Raw genomic sequence first — 16,280 nt, forward strand, 5'->3', positions numbered from 1 at the left:
CGACAGCCCCGCCTGATCGTCGGCGGAGGCTGGCGGAAACCGGCGAACGGGCCGCCACGCCCGGGTATTGCCGCTGGTACGCCGGGCGCGCCGCCGCTGCGGCAATTCAGGTCGGTGGGGTGCGCGGTGCCATGGCGGGCCGGATAGGGTCGTGGGTATGACCCACCAGGTGCACGCCTTCGAACCGCCGGAGCGGTTCGTCGCCGGGACTGTCGGGGCGCCGGGGGAGCGCACGTTCTTCCTGCAGGCCCGCGGCGGCGGCAGGCTGGTCAGCGTCGCGCTGGAGAAGGTCCAGGTGTCCCTGCTCGCCGAGAAGCTGGAGGAGCTGCTCACCGAGGCGCAGCGTCGCTTCGGGGTGGACCTGCCCGAGCTGGCGCCGGTGGTCGGCGACAACGATCCACTGGACACTCCGGTCGACGAGGAGTTCCGGGTCGGGACCCTCGGGCTGGCCTTCGACGTGGACACCGCGACCGTGGTGATCGAAGCGATCGCCGCCGGCGAGGTGGAGCCCGAGGTCGAGCTGGGCGACGAGGACGACGAGGACTCCGACGACGACGAGGACGACGAGCCGGACGAGGACCTGGACCGACTCCGGGTCCGGCTCACCCCGCAGGCGACCCGCCAGTTCATCGAGCGGGCCCGGCGAGTGGTCAACGCGGGCCGGCCGCCGTGCCCGCTCTGCGGCCAACCGTTGGACCCCGCCGGGCACCTCTGCCCGCGGCACAACGGTTATCACCGGTGACCTCGTCCGGCCTCCAGCCTCGCCAGGACGGCGACGCCGCGCTGCGGCTGCTGCGTGACGGCGCGCTCGATCTGGAGGGTCGGCTGGTCGATGCGTCGAACACGACGCTGCGCGGCATCCTGACCCTGGACGGCGTCACCGCCCGCTGCGTCTACAAGCCGATCCGTGGTGAGCGTCCGCTCTGGGATTTTCCCGACGGCACCCTGGCCGGCAGGGAGGTCTCGGCGTACCTGGTCTCCCGGGCCACCGGGTGGGGTCTGGTGCCGCCCACCGTGCTGCGCGACGGCCCGTTCGGCCCCGGCTCCTGCCAGCTGTGGATCGACGAGCCGGAGGACGCCGAGCCGCTGGTCGGTTTCCTGCCGGCGGGGGAGCTGCCGCCACGTTGGTTCCCGATCGCCGCGGCCCGGGACGACGACGGCGCCGCGTACGCGCTGGCGCACGCCGACGACCCACGGCTGGCCCGGCTCGCGGTGCTCGACGCGGTGATCAACAACGCTGATCGTAAGGGCGGTCACGTGCTGGTCGGGGCCGATGACCGGATCTACGGCGTGGACCACGGGGTGAGCCTCCACGTGGAGGACAAGCTGCGTACGGTGCTCTGGGGTTGGGCTGGCAAGCAGTTGCCCCCGGACGCCGTGGAGATGCTCGACGGGCTCGCCGGGCAGGTCGCCGGGGCGCTCGGCGCGGAGCTGGCCGACCACCTGACGATCAGCGAGGTGGCCGAGTTGGCGTCCCGGATCGACCGGTTGCGGGAGACCGGCCGCTTTCCCCAGCCGCCGGAGGACTGGCCTGCGGTGCCCTGGCCGCCCATGTGACCCCGCTGTCATCTTGATCACCCGTGGGGCGCTCCGGCGTCGTCCTCGGGCTGGCTAGGCTGATCCCATGGAGTCTTGGGCGGGACACGAGGTGCCACGGCTGCCGGGCAGGAGCGAGCCGCTGGCCTTGTACGACTCGGCGCGGCAGGGTGTCCACCCAAGTGAGCCGGTGGACGCGGGGACCATGTACGTCTGCGGCATCACCCCGTACGACGCCACGCACCTCGGTCACGCCGCCACCATGATCACGTTTGACCTGGTGCAGCGGATGTGGCGGGACGCCGGCCGTCCGGTGCGCTACGTGCAGAACGTCACCGACATCGACGACCCGCTGCTGGAGCGGGCCGCCCGCGACGGCGAGGACTGGGTGGTCCTCGCGATGCGCGAGACGGCGCTGTTCCGGGAGGACATGGAGGCGCTGCGGATCATCCCACCGGCGCACTACGTGGGAGCGGTCGAGTCGATCCCGGACATCGCCGACAAGGTCGAGGTGCTGCTCAAGGACGGCGCCGCGTACCGGCTCGACGACGGCACCGGCGACGTCTACTTCGACATCTCCGCCACGCCCCGCTTCGGCTACGAGTCGAACCTGACCCGCGAGCAGATGCTGGAGATCTTCCCCGAGCGCGGCGGTGACCCCGACCGGGCCGGCAAGCGTGACCCACTGGACCCGCTGCTGTGGCGTGGGGCCCGCGAGGGTGAGCCGTCCTGGCCGGGCGGTGACCTGGGCCCGGGTCGCCCGGGCTGGCACATCGAGTGCGCGGTGATCGCGCTGAATCTGCTCGGTGACCGGATCGACGTCCAGGGTGGCGGCAACGACCTGCTGTTTCCGCACCACGAGGCGTCCGCCGCGCACGCGGAGCGGCTCACCGGTCAGGCGCCGTTCGCCGAGCACTACGTCCACGCCGGCATGATCGGTCTGGACGGCGAGAAGATGTCCAAGTCCCGCGGCAACCTGGTCTTCGTGTCCCGGTTGCGCGCTGACAAGGTCGACTCGATGGCGGTGCGCCTGGCGTTGATCGCTGGGCACTACCGCAGCGACCGCTCCTGGACCGACGAGTTGCTGTCCGTCGCGCAGGAGCGCCTGGACCGCTGGCGGCGGGCCGCCGCCGCACCCGCCGGGCCGTCCGGGGCTGAGCTGCTGGCCGGGGTACGCGAACGCCTGGCCGACGACCTGGACACCCCTGGAGCCCTGACCCTGGTCGACACCTGGGCCGAAGCGGCCCTGGCCGGTGCGACGGACGACCCGGCCGCCCCGGCCCTCTTCGCAAAGACGGTAGACGCCCTCCTGGGCATCCACCTCTGATCGACGGGGTGCCGTGCCGTGATCGACTCGGTATGCCTGAAGTCGCGGTGTCCGGGCCGGTGGACGCGCCGATTTTCAGGAAGTCGAGCCGATCCCAACCCCACCCCGTAGGTCGCGCGGTGGGGTTGGGGGTTCAGGTCAGCCCAGGACCAGGCCGGGGTTGGGGTCTGGGTCTGGGGTTGGGGCGGGGATCTGGTAATCCTCGGTGAGGGTCGTCATGGGGCCGGGCCAGGTGGCCTGGGAGACCTCAATCGGCTTGCGGTGCGCGTCGTAGGCGACGTGCAGCAGGTGCAGCACCGGGGTGTCCGGCCGGATCTGGAGCGTCTCGGCCTCCTCCCGGCTGGGCTGGCGGGCGCTGATCGTGTCGGTGGCGGAGACGTACCGGCGCCCGGTGACCTCCTCGGCCTCCTGGTAGAGGGGCCGGCCGAACGCCTCGGTGCGTTCCAGCGAGGTGCCCGCGGTGTTGGCGGGCAGGAACCAGGATGCGCCCACCTCGACGGGGGAGTCGTCGGTGCGCACGAGGTGCCGGCGGCACAGCAGTTCGGTGCCGTCGGGCACCCCGAACGCGTCGGCCACCTCGGCGGGGGCGGGGGCACGACCGACCGAGACGAGGTGCTGACGGTATCGGGCGGCGAGATCGGTGTGGTAGCCGCGGAAGCCGCCGTACCGGCCCCGGGAGAGGCGGTTGAGTCGGCGGCGGGTGCCCCGGACGTACGTACCGGAGCCAGGCTTGGTGATCAGGATGCCCTCGACCCGCAGCTGGTCGACGGCGCGTTGCACGGTCTGCTTGGCGACCCCGAACATCTCGGCGATGGCCGGGATGGACGGCAGCCGCTCGCCGGGCCCCCAGTCGCCGCGGCGGACCTGGGCCTTGAGCTGCGCGGCGATCTGTCGGTGCGGGAACTCCGCGGCCCCGGGATTGATCTGCACACCCGCCTCCTTGATCACGTCTAGGTTCCTAGGATGCCCTAGCGGGTGTGACGGCGCCACCCTGGACACGCGAAAACGGGCCCCCGGACCGTTAAAAGGTCCGAGAGCCCGCAGCAGACAGCGTTACCAGGAGCCGGCGGTGGGGCCGGCCGAACCGCCCCGACGACGCAGGTACTTCTCGAACTCCTGGGCGATCTCGTCCCCGGTCAACGGGGTGATGCCCTCGTCGCCGACCCGCTCCTCCAGCTCGCGAACGTACTCGCCGAGTTCGGCGTCCTGCTCGGCGGCGCTGCGCACCCGCTGCTCCCACTCGGCGGACTCCTCGGCCAGGTCGGCCATCGGCACCGGCAGGTCGACGACCTCCTCGACGCGGTGCAGCAGGGCGACGGTGGCCTTCGGGCAGGGCGGGTTGTTGGCGTAGTGCGGCACGTGCACCCAGAACGAGACGGCGTCCACCTCGGCGCGGGAGCACGCGTCGTGCAGCACGCCGACGATGCCGGTCGGCCCGTCGTACCGGGTGGGGGTGAGCTGGTAGCGCTCGGCGGCCTGCGCGTCGGAGGCGCTGCCGCTGATCGGCAGCGGCCGAGTGTATGGAACGTCGGCCAGCAACGCGCCCAGCAGCACGACCCGTTCCACCTCAAGGCTGTGGCAGATCTCCAGCACCTGCTCGCAGAACGTCCGCCAGCGCATGCTCGGCTCGATGCCGCGGATCAGCACCACGTCGCGTTCGGTGCCCTCCGGGCTGGCCACCATGAAACGGGTCGTCGGCCACTCCACCCGGCGGGTCTCTCCGTCGGCCATGGTGATGGTGGGCCGGCTGACCTGGAAGTCGTAGAAGTCCTCCGGGTCCAACTCGGCGATCTGCCGGGCGTTCCAGACCTGCTCGAGGTGCTCGACCGCGGCGGTGGACGCGTCGGCGGCGTCATTCCAGCCCTCGAAGGCGGCGATGGCCACCGGGGACCGCAGCACCGGCAGTCCGTCGAACTCGGTCACGCCGTCACCTCACCCTGCTCGTCGCGGCTGGCGCCGGGACCGTGCCCGGTCGTCAAACCGTGGGGCACGGCGGCGTCCCTGTTGTCCTTCACGTCCGCCAGCCTACGTGCCGGGCGGGGGTGCGGCCCGTCGGCCGCGCCGGTCGGCCGCGTCAGCGGCCGGTCATACACGAACGAACCGGACGGCGTGATTCCGCCGACACAATATGGGATCGCGTACCGGGGGGGCGTTGGGTGCGGCGGGGCCGCACTAATCTAAACGGGTGCGGACTTCGTTGATGGATGTGCTGGCCGACCGGATCCTCATCGCCGACGGGGCGATGGGCACGATGCTGCAGGCCGCGGACCTCACGCTCGACGACTTCGACGGGCTGGAGGGGTGCAACGAGATCCTCAACGTCACCCGACCGGACGTCGTGCGTGGGGTGCACGACGCCTACCTGAGCGCCGGCGCGGACTGTGTGGAGACCAACACGTTCGGCGCCAACCTCGCCAACCTCGCCGAGTACGACATCCCGCACCGCATCCGCGAGCTGTCCGAGGCGGGCGCCCGGATCGCCCGGGAGGCCGCCGACGCGGCCAGCACCCCGCAGCGGCCCCGGTTCGTGTTGGGCTCGATCGGGCCGGGCACCAAGCTGCCCACCCTCGGGCACGCCGACTACGCCACGCTGCGTGACGCGTACCAGGAGAACGCCGTCGGTCTGATCGTCGGCGGCGTGGACGCGCTGATCATCGAGACCTGCCAGGACCTGCTTCAGGTCAAGGCCGCCGTGGTCGGGTCGAAGCGGGCGATGGCCGAGCTGGGCCGGTCGGTGCCGATCATCTGTCACGTGGCCGTGGAGACCACCGGCACCATGCTGGTGGGTAGCGAGATCGGTGCGGCCCTGGCGGCGATCGAGCCGCTCGGCGTGGACCTGATCGGGCTCAACTGCTCGACCGGCCCGGCCGAGATGAGCGAGCACCTGCGATACCTGTCGCAGCACTCCCGGATCGGGCTGTCGGTGATGCCGAACGCCGGCCTGCCGGTGCTCACCGCCGACGGCGCGTACTTCCCGTTGAGCCCGGCGGAGCTGGCCGAGGCCCTGGAGCGGTTCATCACCGAATACGGCGTGGGGCTGATCGGCGGCTGTTGCGGCACCACCCCGGAGCACATCCGGGTGCTGTCCGAGCGGCTGCACGGTGTCACCGCCCCGGCCCGCGAGCCCCGGCACGAGGCGGGCGTCTCGTCGGTGTACCATCCGGTGCCGTTCGCGCAGGACGCGTCGGTGCTGATGGTGGGGGAGCGGACCAACGCCAACGGTTCCAAGGCGTTCCGGGATGCGATGCTGGCCGGTGACTGGCGGGCCTGTGTGGAGATCGCCCGCAGCCAGGCGCGCGACGGCTCGCACCTGCTCGACCTGTGCGTGGACTACGTCGGGCGCGACGGCACCCAGGACATGCGGGAGCTGGCCGGCCGGTTCGCCACCGCGTCGACCCTGCCGATCATGCTGGACTCCACCGAGCCGAACGTCGTCGAGGCCGGGCTCGAGATGCTCGGCGGCCGGTGCGTGGTCAACTCGGTGAACTTCGAGGACGGCGACGGCCCCGACTCCCGGTACGCGCGGGTGATGCCGGTCGTCCGCGAGCACGGCGCGGCGGTGGTGGCGCTGCTCATCGACGAGGAGGGGCAGGCGCGTACCCAGGATTGGAAGGTCCGGGTCGCGGCGCGGCTGATCGACGACCTGACCGGCCGGTGGGGCATGGACCGCGCCGACATCCTGATCGACGCGCTGACGTTCCCGATCGCCACCGGGCAGGAGGAGACCCGCCGTGACGGCATCGAGACGATCGAGGCGATCCGGGAGATCACCCGCCGCTACCCGGGGGTCAACTTCACCCTGGGCGTCTCGAACATCTCGTTCGGGCTCAACCCGGCGGCCCGGCAGGTGCTCAACTCGGTGTTCCTGCACGAGTGCGTGCAGGCCGGCCTGACGTCGGCGATCGTGCACGCCAGCAAGATCCTGCCGATGTCGAAGATCCCGCAGGAGCAGCGCGAGGTCGCACTGGATCTGGTGTACGACCGGCGCCGCGAGGGGTATGACCCGGTGCAGCGTTTCCTCGAGCTCTTCGAGGGCATCGACGTGACCAGCGCCCGGGCCAGCCGCGCGCAGGAGCTGGCGGCGCTGCCGCTCGACGAGCGGCTCAAGCGGCGGATCATCGACGGTGAGCGCAACGGCCTGGAAGCCGACCTGGACGAGGCGATGGCCGGCGGTCGGCCCCCACTGTCGATCATCAACGACATCCTGCTGGACGGGATGAAGGTGGTCGGTGAGCTGTTCGGCTCCGGGCAGATGCAGCTGCCGTTCGTGCTCCAGTCCGCCGAGGTGATGAAGACCGCGGTGGCGTACCTGGAGCCGCACATGGAAACCGTCGACGACGGCGGCAAGGGTCGCATCGTGCTCGCCACCGTGCGCGGCGACGTGCACGACATCGGCAAGAACCTGGTCGACATCATCCTGTCCAACAACGGCTACGAGGTGGTGAACATCGGCATCAAGCAGCCGATCAGCGCCATCCTGGACGCCGCCGAGCAGCACCGCGCCGACGCGATCGGCATGTCCGGCCTGCTGGTCAAGAGCACGGTCATCATGAAGGAAAACCTGGCCGAGATGGCCACGCGCGGGGTCGCGGAGCGCTGGCCCGTCCTGCTGGGTGGGGCGGCGCTGACGCGGGCGTACGTCGAGGACGACCTGCGGTCGACGTTCCCCGGGCAGGTGCACTACGCGCGGGACGCGTTCGAGGGGCTGTCCCTGATGGACAAGGTGATGACCGCCAAACGGGGCGGCGCACCGGTGATCGACCCGGAGCGGGAGGCGGCCCTCGCGGCGCGGCGAGCCCGCCGGGAACGGCAGCGGTCCATGGTCACCGAGTCGCTGCCGGAGCTGCACGACTCGTCGGTCCGCTCCGACGTGGCCGTGGACGTGGCGGTGCCCACCCCGCCGTTCTTCGGCACGCGGGTGATCAAGGGCGTGCCGATGTCCGACTATGCGGCGCTGCTGGACGAGCGGGCCACCTTCCTCGGGCAGTGGGGGCTGCGTGGCGCCCGCGGCGGGAGCGGACCCTCCTATGAGGAGCTGGTCGAGACCGAAGGCCGGCCGCGCCTGCGGTACTGGCTGGACCGCCTGATCGCCGACCAGGTGCTCGAGGCAGCCGTGGTGTACGGCTACTTCCCGGCGTACTCCGAAGGCAATGACCTGGTGGTGCTCGACGAGAACGGGCACGCGGAGCGCGCCCGGTTCTCCTTCCCCCGGCAGCGGCAGGAGCGCCGGCTCTGCCTGGCGGACTTCTTCAAGCCCAAGGGCGACCAGCTCGACGTGGTCGCGCTGCAACTGGTCACCGTCGGCCAGCCGGTCAGCGAGTACGCGGCCAAGCTGTTCGCCCGCAACGAGTACCGCGACTATATGGAGGTGCACGGGCTCTCCGTGCAGCTCACCGAGGCCCTCGCGGAGCACTGGCACCGGCGCATCCGCGCCGAGCTGACCCTGCCCGACGGCCGTTTGCTGGGCCACGACGACCCGACGGACCTGGCTGGCCTGCTGCGCAACGACTACCGGGGCTGCCGGTACGCGTTCGGCTACCCGGCCTGTCCGGATCTGGAGGACCGGGCGAAGATCGTGGATCTGCTCGGGGCGGAGCGGATCGGGGTGGAGCTGTCCGAGGAGTTCCAGCTCATGCCGGAGCAGGCCACCGACGCCATCGTGGTCCACCACCCGGAGGCGAGCTACTTCAACGCCAAGTAACGCCCACAGGTGCTCTGACGCGAAGATTCCCCTTCGCGTCAGAGGTTGGTTCGCTTCACGATGCCTTCTCCAGGGTGACGCTGTACCCCATGGCTTCGAGTTGATGGATGGCTCGTTTCTTGGATCGGTCCGGGTGAAGGCGGGTGAAGTAGTCGGCGCCGGGGTCGTCGTAGAAGGTGCCGGTGGTGCCCATGTGCCAGATCGCGATGAGCATGGAGTGCTGGATGGCCATGTTGGCCTTCTGCGGTCCACGGCGTGAGGCGATGCGCCGGTATCGGGCGCCGAGGTAGCTGCGCGGGTTCTGGGAGCACGCCATCGCCGCCGCCCCCAACGCTCCTTGTAGGTAGGGGTTGCCGGGTCGGGTTCGGCTGGACTTCACCTTGCCCGCCGATTCGTTGTTGCCGGGTGTCGTACCGGCCCACGAGGCCAGGTGCTTCGCAGTCGGGAAGCGAGTCATGTCGGCGCCGGTCTCGGCGATGATCACGTCGGCGGTCAGAATGCCGATGCCGGGGATGGAGCAGATCAGGTCACGGAAGCCCTGAAAGGGCTCCATCATCACCTCGATCCGCTCGGTGAGCCTGTTGATCGCTGCCGTATGCCAGTCGATCAGGTCCAGGTGCACGCGAGCGAGGAACGCATGGTGCTCGGTGAACCGGCCGTTCAACGCTTCGGTCAGCTGGGGGATCTTTGACCGGAGCCGACGCTTGGCCAGATCCGCGAGCGCGGCCGGATCCCTGTCACCAGCGATCAACGCCTCCAACATCGCCCGCCCAGACACTCCAAGGATGTCGGACGCGACCGCGGACAGCTTGATCCCGGCGTCCTCCAGCAACTTCTCCAGCCGCTGGACCTCCCGGCCACGTTCCCTCGTGATCGCCGTGCGTGCCCGGGTCAGATCCCGCAACTGACGGATCGGCTCGGGCGGTACGAACGACCCCCTCACCAGGCCGTGCGCACCGAGCTGAGCAAGCCAGGTCGCGTCCGCGACATCGGTCTTACGACCTGGCAGCGTCTTCACGTGCCGGGCGTTGACCAGCATGACCTCGAAGCCGGCGTCCTCAAGCAGGTAGTAGAACGGCTTCCAATAGTCGCTGGTCGCCTCCATCACCACACACGTCACCTGCTGATCGACGAGGTGGTCACGCAACGCGAGGATCTGGCTTGTCATCGACCCCCAGGTCGTGACCGTCTCAGTCGTCTTACGGCGACCAGCCCCCGCGATCCGCACGCACACCTTGGCGTCCTTCTTCGAGATGTCCATCCCGGCGCAGCGGGAGTGAACGACTTCCATCACCAGCCTCCTTCACACGCGGACCACGGCGTCCGTCGCGGGGAGGGCAGGGAGATTCGAAAGTCTGACGCTCGGGCTCACTGGCACCAATCCACGGTTCCCGTGGAAGCCCTCCGCCACCATGCTGACCTACAGGCTCATCAGCACCACAGAGCATTCGGGGTCGACCACGACGAACCCCATCACAATCCGCCCGAACACAGTCGGGCCGCAACCAGCAACCGGCGCCGAATCTTCGCACACCGTGGTGCGCCTCGAAGACGGCGCCGCGTTGCTGACCTGCGTCTTAGGCCATCTGTAGGACCGCTGAACCATGATCATGCCGTCTCCAGGCCGTCAACGGCTTCCGGGCCGTCCTTGGCGGCCTGGTCCTCACCGAACGTTGACCGGTGGTGTGGTGGGCCGGCAGCCGCCGGGCCGCGCGGTCAAGCGCCCGCGCGGCGTAGGGAAGCGCACGCCGGCTGCGTCGGCGAGCTGGCCGGCGGTCGTGGGGTTGCGGTTAGGGCGCCTCCGGCGGGGCGCTCCGGCTCCAGGATGGTCGGGGCTCCGTCGGCGGGTCGCGGTCCGTGCGTGGTGGCGGTAGGCCATCCCGCCTGCCGTCGTCCCGGGCGAGCCGAGCAGACCGCCCTCGACCCGCCAGCGTCCGAACCTGTGTCAAGGTCCGCTTGCCATGGCGGGCCGGGCGGCGGCCCGCTCCCCGGTGGGCGGGTCGACGGCACACGGGATGGCTTCAATAGTGGATCGGGGTCGAACCGCTCTATCCGAGTCTGGAAACAGGTTAAACCGGTCACAAACTACCCGGCCGACGAAGTTGACACGGCACCACTGCTTCAGGGATGACAATGGCGGGGGCGGGGGCGGGGGCGGGGGCGGAGGGTGTCCGGCGTCTCGGTGAAAAGTCACACCACAGTTCGATGCAATAAGTGAATGTTCAACTCTTCTTGCTCTTAAGAAGCATTCTTCGGTGGAGATTGGTTTTAATCATTCGTCCGTGGTGACCTGCTAGGAGGCTCGGAAATGAACGAGACGGCGAGCTGGCACGACAATTACGACGTGGTAGTAGTGGGCTCAGGCACCGGCCTGATGGGTGCCATCACCGCAGCGCGAAGAGGTCTTCGAGCCCTAGTGGTGGAAAAGGGCGCCTACTTCGGAGGCTCGACGGCAATGTCGGGCGGCGGCATGTGGATGCCGAACAACAAGGTGTTGCAGAATGCAGGCGTCCAGGACACGAAGGAGCGGGTGCTGACCTACCTGGACACGCTCGTCGGGGACACCGCTCCGCGCGCACGCAGGGAAGCGTTCGTCGAGCACGCTCCGGAGGTTGTCGACGAGCTGCTCGCGGCCACTCCGCTGAAGCTCGGCCACATGACCGAGTATGCGGACTACTTCGCGGACCTCGAAGGAGGGTCGGCGATCGGGCGGTCGGTCGAGTCGAAGCCGTTTAACATCAACACCCTCGGTGCTGAGGGCGTCGCCCGCATCCGCACCAGCGGCGCCATCGCCGCGCCGGTACCGATGCCCATCACGTCCAAGGACTTCAGGTTGATGAATCTGATGGCCCGTCGACCCCTGCAGGCATTCCCGACGATCTTTAAGCGGGTACTGCAAGGCGTCGGCGGCAAGCTGTTGAAGAAGGAGATGGCCGCGGGTGGCCGAGCTCTCGGTGCGGGGCTGATCGCCGGCGCGCGTCGGGCAGGAGTGGACATCTGGCTGAACAGCCCGCTCAAGGAGCTGGTCGTCGAGGACGGGAGGGTGACGGGCGTCGTCGTGGAGAAGGATGGTGAGCGCATACGGGTGGCGGCCAAGGGTGGCGTCATCCTAGCCATCGGAGGCTTCGACCACGCCGGGGAGAAGCGCCGCAAGTACCAGTCGCAGGCACTCACCGAAGACTGGAGCTTCGGCAACCCCGACAACACCGGCGACCTATTCGCGATCGCCGAGCAGGTGGGCGCGGGCCTCGATCTCCTGGATCAGGCGTGGTGGTTCCCATCGATTTCGCCGCTGACACCTGGGGCTGATCCGATCTTCATGCTGTCGGAGCGGTCGCTGCCGGGGTCGATGATCGTCGACTCCACCGGGCACCGCTTCTTCAACGAGGCCACCGACTACATGACGGCCGGCCGGGCCATGCTCGGCCTCGACGACGGCAAGGGCGACCACCTGCCGATCTGGTTGATCTTCGACCAGAAGCACCGGAACCGCTATCTGTTCGCCGGCTCAGTGATGCCGGGGATGCCGATGCCGAAGATCTTCTACGAATCAGGTGTGGTGGTGAAGGCGAAGTCGATCGCCGAGCTGAGCCGCAAGATCGGGGTGCCTGGGCTGGTCGACGGCGCCGCGCACTTCAACGTGCTCGCGTCGCAGGGCCAGGACGATGACTTCAAGCGTGGCCTGGGGCACTACGACCGCTACTACGGCGACCCCACAAACACGCCGAACCCGAACCTGGGCACCATCACCAAGGCGCCCTTCTACGCGGTGAAGACGGTGCCGGCTGACCTGGGCACGTGTGGCGGCATCACCGCCGACGAGTGGGGCCGCGCGCTGCACGAGGACGGTTCGCCGATCGATGGGCTCTACGCGGTGGGCAACGCCGCCGCGAACGCCTTCGGCAAGTTCTATCCCGGGCCGGGTGCGACCCTCGGGCAGGGTTTGGTGTTCGCCTATCTGGCGGCCAAGCACGCTGGCGAGCGTGCACGGAGCTTGGAGCGGGCTCGGCCAGGTGCAGGGTCAGAAGCTTAAGAGCCTCCGCCAGTAGGAGAGGGCGAGGACGTGGGGTAGTGGAACGGGCACGAAGTCGGTGATCATCGAGTTGTCTACACTCTGTGATCACTGGAGGCTTCGTGCCCGCCGTCGTTGATGTCAAGGACTGATGTGAGGTCGCAGCTGCCGTCGGTTTCCTGTCCGAGCAGGGGTGAGCCTGGATCGTCCCCGTGCCGTCCTCAGTTCTGACGCCCATGGGCGGCATATGAGTCTGTCGATTAGGTGCGTGGCTTCAGTGGCCGAGTCGGACAATAAGGCCATGCAGACACGGCGGGTGTGAGGAGCAATCATGGCGCGCAGGAAAAACCAAAGCATCCGACAAACGTTGATCCTTGCCTTCGGAGCGGGGGCGCTGACCGGGGCGGCTGGCGCGCTGACGCTGCGACGTCGCAGACGGGTATCGCAGCGGATGCCGCCCATCTGAACGACACGGCCGTGCCGCAACCGGACCGGCGTTTCGACGAACCCTCTCAGGGCTCGGTGAAGGCACCAGGATGGAACTTCCTCCGAGGCGTTGGAGCGCCCTTACCTCGCGGAGCGCGCTGCCTCGATCTTGGGGTAGTGCTCGTCCCCGTCCGGGTGACGAGTCCGTCGCCCTCGAGGTTGCGCAGCGTTTGGGTGAGCATCTTCTTCGAGGCACCGGGGATGGCACGCTGCACCTGGAAGTGGCGCATCGGCTCGGGGTGCTCGCCTAGGACAAAGAGCACCATCGTGACCCATTTGTTGCCGACCCGGCCTCGTCGACCGTCGCCGGTGTCGGTGCGGACAGGTCCCACTCCTCCGTCGGCGACGTGCCCGACACGTGCCCGATCTAGCGGTCAACACCGGCCAACAACACACCCAGCGCTGTCTCAGCCCCATCGCTGCGTACTACGCCACCAGTCTCACCGCTGCTCACCTGCAGAACAACATGTTGGCTCAACCTGGTTGAGCGCTGGTTCGCCGACCTGACCGAGAAGATGATCCGCCGCGGCGTGTTCCGCAGCGTCGGCGACCTCGTCACCGCGATCGAGGAGTACCTGCGCGTACACAACGACGACCCGAAGCCGTTCGTGTGGACCGCCGCCGCCGAATCGATCCTGGCCAAGGTCCGACGTGGACGAGTTGCCCTCCAACAAACGGCTAATCAAAACTGAGACAGAACACTAGCGTGCCAGTCTCGATCGGCTTCAGCCCAGTCCGACACTGCTTCACGAACCGGCTTCGAGCCATACAGCTCGGTCCTGCTGATGACAGCTGATTGCTCGGCCCGGTCGGGCAGCGCAGGTGCCGTTTCCGATCGTTCGGTGTCCATCGTCTCACTCCGAGCTTGTTCCGCCGTCCGCAGCATTGCGACGTAATCGTCGTAAGCAGCGGTACGCCGCTCCCAGAGCCGACCAAGGTGGAGCGACGTGCGCTGACCTCGAAGAGTCGCCCATGTCAGGACTATGTTGCCGCCGATGGCGGCCAGGGCCACAACCGACGCTTCGCTGAACTGCATAGATGTAATTTGACAGGGCGAGTCGAGCGGGTTGGGCCGCGCGAGACTTGGGCTGGGTGACCAATTGGGTGACGACGGAGGCGGGCCAAGGCGGACGTCGACGGACGATGGACGATGGCGATGGCGGACCGTGCGGGCAGCTCAACCGGCTACTCGCGCAGGTCATCGACCGGCGATGGTTCCTTCACACCGAAGAGGTCGGCCGCCAGATGGCTAGGTCCAGCATCAAGATCATGCCGTCCGTAGGCCGTCTAACGTAGGCCGATGGTGGCAACTGATGACCAACCATGACTAGTCCCGGTCCAGGTCAAAGCGTGTCTCGTCCAGTTCGGATGCCTATTCCCGGCAGGGGCATCAATACAACGCCAAGTGACGGGCTCAGGTGCCCTGACCTGCACTTCAGGTCGCCCGGAAGGCCGCTCAACCATGATCATGCGGTGAATCCCGGGTCGGCATGGCCGAGGTAGGTCGAGAGATCAGCGTCGGATGATCCATAACATGTCTGGCTAAACGGTCCTCGTGCGTCTCTACCTGCTCAGCCTGGCTCGTGGATGTCTTCTTCGAGGGTGTTCGGTTGGGACACCTCGGTGCAGGTCCCACCACGGGTCGGTAACGATAGGCTGTTCGTCCACCGGGTCATCGTTGCGTAGCTCGCGGAGGTTCAGGCTCGCGGGCCTCGAACCAGCGCTTGGCGGAACGCGGACCGGCGATCTGGTGCGTGGCGCGTTCAGCCGGCTTGGCCGGCCGCCCGCATTGGACACCCCGTGCCGACGCGCGCCTCAAGGTCGGCCCGCAGGGCGGCGAGTTCGGCCATCCGGGCCTCGATGACCCGGATCTTTTCCTCGAACAGCGCCGACAACGCCACCGCCTCGTCTGGTGCGTCGCGCAGTTCCTCACCGTGCCGCGCGATTTCCGCAAGCGAGAACCCGAGCGTCTGCGCCGTGCGGATGTAGTGCAGCCAGGCCACCGTCTCGGGTGGGAAGTCGCGATAGCCGTTGGACAGCCGTCCACCCGCGACGAGGCCAACCTTCTCGTAGAACCGAATGGTGTCCGTGGTTATCCCCGCTTGCGCGGCCAGTTCCCCGATACGCATGACACTCCGGCGAGTTGTGGGCTTGACCTTGGAGCCTACTCCAATGTCTACCGTGAAGCGTCGCTGCCGTGAGACCAGCAGGAGCCTCATCGTGATCCGTCTTTTCGCCCCTTCCAGCCCCGCCTATCTGCGCGTCGTACGCGCGAGTGCCTGGTACGACCTCGTCATCACGGCGGGATTCGCGACGCCGTGGACGTACGCGCTGCTGCACCGTGCGCTGTCGTCGCTGGGTAGCACCCTCGGGCTGGGCGTGCTACCCGCCCTCGACCCGATACAGACCCTGTACGCGAATCTGATGGGATCGGTCGTAGTCGTCTGGGCCCTGCTGCGCATCATCCAGCCGCTGCCGGTGCACGGACTGGCCGACGGCGTCGCACGCACGCTGTTCGCGATGTGGCAGGCATACGCGCTGGCCAACGGCGCCTTTCGGCTGTTGTGGGCGTTCTTCGTCATCGAGGTGGTATTCGGCCTCGTCCAACTCTTGCCGTGGTGGCAGAGTCGGCGCACCAACCCGTTAGACGAGCTCGCCAGGCCGACCGCTCGCCGCGAATGACGTCCGTGACCGTCGCCCCCGGCACCCATCCCCGACACAGCTTGATACCGCTGCTCCACCACGCTCAACTTCACCAACACTCGGCGGAGTTCACCCAGGCGCTGATACCGATCTGTCACGCAGGTCCCGAGACGGGACAGCCGGCTGCCGGCGAAGTGGACGCTCCTATTTTCCGCAAGCCCTGGGACGATGTCAGACCGGATAGTCGGTCCGATGAGCGTAGGTAAGCTGGCGGCTCGGTGCTCCACGGTGTGAGCACCTGGTTGAGCTTCATCTCGTCTTGGGCGTGCGCGGTCTGCACATCGGTCATGCCGTCACCTGGCCCCACGCACCAGCCGTTGTCGATGTAGCTGGCTTCGAACTCACGGTGGAGGAGCATGAACCGCTGGTCGATGGTGGCAGCGGCAGGGCCCTGTCGGGGGCAACACCGTTGCGTTGAGCGTTCGGTTGCTGGGCCAAGGTGGCACGGTGCACTCCCGACACCCAGGTTCGCCACTCCAGAGCGCCCCGCCGCGGGCGATCTTGCAGTTTCGGTC

12 protein-coding genes and 1 pseudogene are annotated in these 16,280 nt (G+C 68.3%); 7 read left to right on the forward strand and 6 right to left on the reverse strand.

All coding sequences use genetic code 11. The features are described 5' to 3' along the window. Nucleotides 1-157 precede the first annotated feature (157 nt). The 3 genes from OG811_RS26190 (at nucleotide 158) to mshC (ending at nucleotide 2,863) form a co-directional block, all read left to right on the forward strand. Nucleotides 158-742 (forward strand): DUF3090 domain-containing protein, encoded by a 585-nt coding sequence (locus OG811_RS26190; protein WP_406069510.1) that lies wholly within the window; start codon nucleotides 158-160, stop codon nucleotides 740-742. Continuing rightward, entirely contained in the window at nucleotides 739-1,557 is an 819-nt protein-coding gene (locus OG811_RS26195; protein WP_406069512.1) for an SCO1664 family protein, read from the forward strand. The genes OG811_RS26190 and OG811_RS26195 overlap by 4 nt, the downstream gene beginning before the upstream one ends. A gap of 67 nt (nucleotides 1,558-1,624) precedes the next feature. Continuing rightward, nucleotides 1,625-2,863, forward strand: a complete 1,239-nt coding sequence (gene mshC / locus OG811_RS26200) for a cysteine--1-D-myo-inosityl 2-amino-2-deoxy-alpha-D-glucopyranoside ligase (protein ID WP_406069513.1) — start codon at nucleotides 1,625-1,627, stop codon at nucleotides 2,861-2,863. Between the two features lie 138 nt (nucleotides 2,864-3,001). Here the strand turns inward: mshC and OG811_RS26205 are convergent, their stop codons facing one another. Beyond that, entirely contained in the window at nucleotides 3,002-3,793 is a 792-nt protein-coding gene (locus OG811_RS26205; protein ID WP_406075917.1) for a GntR family transcriptional regulator, read from the reverse strand. Nucleotides 3,794-3,916: 123 nt separating this feature from the next. Beyond that, a complete protein-coding gene (locus OG811_RS26210; protein WP_406069515.1) occupies nucleotides 3,917-4,786 on the reverse strand; it encodes a PAC2 family protein in 870 nt (289 codons plus the stop codon). Between the two features lie 277 nt (nucleotides 4,787-5,063). Here OG811_RS26210 and metH point away from each other — a divergent pair, with 277 nt between their 5' ends. Beyond that, the gene (gene metH / locus OG811_RS26215) at nucleotides 5,064-8,564 is read left to right on the forward strand and encodes a methionine synthase (RefSeq protein WP_406075919.1); all 3,501 of its coding nucleotides are present in this window, start codon (nucleotides 5,064-5,066) and stop codon (nucleotides 8,562-8,564) included. Nucleotides 8,565-8,619: 55 nt separating this feature from the next. On the opposite strand, the gene OG811_RS26220 is transcribed toward metH, so the two are convergent. After that, entirely contained in the window at nucleotides 8,620-9,855 is a 1,236-nt protein-coding gene (locus tag OG811_RS26220; RefSeq protein ID WP_406069517.1) for an IS110 family transposase, read from the reverse strand. A gap of 1,017 nt (nucleotides 9,856-10,872) precedes the next feature. On the opposite strand from OG811_RS26220, the gene OG811_RS26225 reads away from it, so the two are divergent. Further along, on the forward strand, nucleotides 10,873-12,597 hold the full coding sequence (locus OG811_RS26225) for an FAD-dependent oxidoreductase (protein ID WP_406069519.1): 1,725 nt from the start codon (nucleotides 10,873-10,875) through the stop codon (nucleotides 12,595-12,597). 491 nt (nucleotides 12,598-13,088) lie between these two features. Here the strand turns inward: OG811_RS26225 and OG811_RS26230 are convergent, their stop codons facing one another. Beyond that, nucleotides 13,089-13,394 (reverse strand): winged helix-turn-helix transcriptional regulator, encoded by a 306-nt coding sequence (locus OG811_RS26230; protein ID WP_406069520.1) that lies wholly within the window; start codon nucleotides 13,392-13,394, stop codon nucleotides 13,089-13,091. Between the two features lie 135 nt (nucleotides 13,395-13,529). On the opposite strand from OG811_RS26230, the pseudogene OG811_RS26235 reads away from it, so the two are divergent. Continuing rightward, nucleotides 13,530-13,754: pseudogene (locus tag OG811_RS26235) on the forward strand (IS630 family transposase); the annotation flags it as partial. Here OG811_RS26235 and OG811_RS26240 read toward each other — a convergent pair. Further along, nucleotides 13,745-14,098: a hypothetical protein gene (locus OG811_RS26240; RefSeq protein WP_406069521.1), complete on the reverse strand. Its 354-nt coding sequence runs from the start codon at nucleotides 14,096-14,098 to the stop codon at nucleotides 13,745-13,747. The pseudogene OG811_RS26235 and the gene OG811_RS26240 sit on opposite strands and share 10 nt — an antisense overlap. Before the next feature lie 727 nt (nucleotides 14,099-14,825). Further along, nucleotides 14,826-15,191, reverse strand: coding sequence for a MerR family transcriptional regulator (locus tag OG811_RS26245; protein ID WP_406069523.1), 366 nt, complete (start codon nucleotides 15,189-15,191; stop codon nucleotides 14,826-14,828). A gap of 91 nt (nucleotides 15,192-15,282) precedes the next feature. Between OG811_RS26245 and OG811_RS26250 the strand changes: the two genes are divergently transcribed. Next, nucleotides 15,283-15,744 carry a hypothetical protein gene (locus OG811_RS26250; RefSeq protein WP_406069525.1) on the forward strand — a complete coding sequence of 154 codons (462 nt, stop codon included), beginning with the start codon at nucleotides 15,283-15,285 and terminating at the stop codon, nucleotides 15,742-15,744. Nucleotides 15,745-16,280: the final 536 nt, after the last annotated feature.

The organism is Micromonospora sp. NBC_01638 (assembly GCF_045209745.1).
In the GTDB taxonomy this organism is placed as follows: domain Bacteria; phylum Actinomycetota; class Actinomycetes; order Mycobacteriales; family Micromonosporaceae; genus Micromonospora.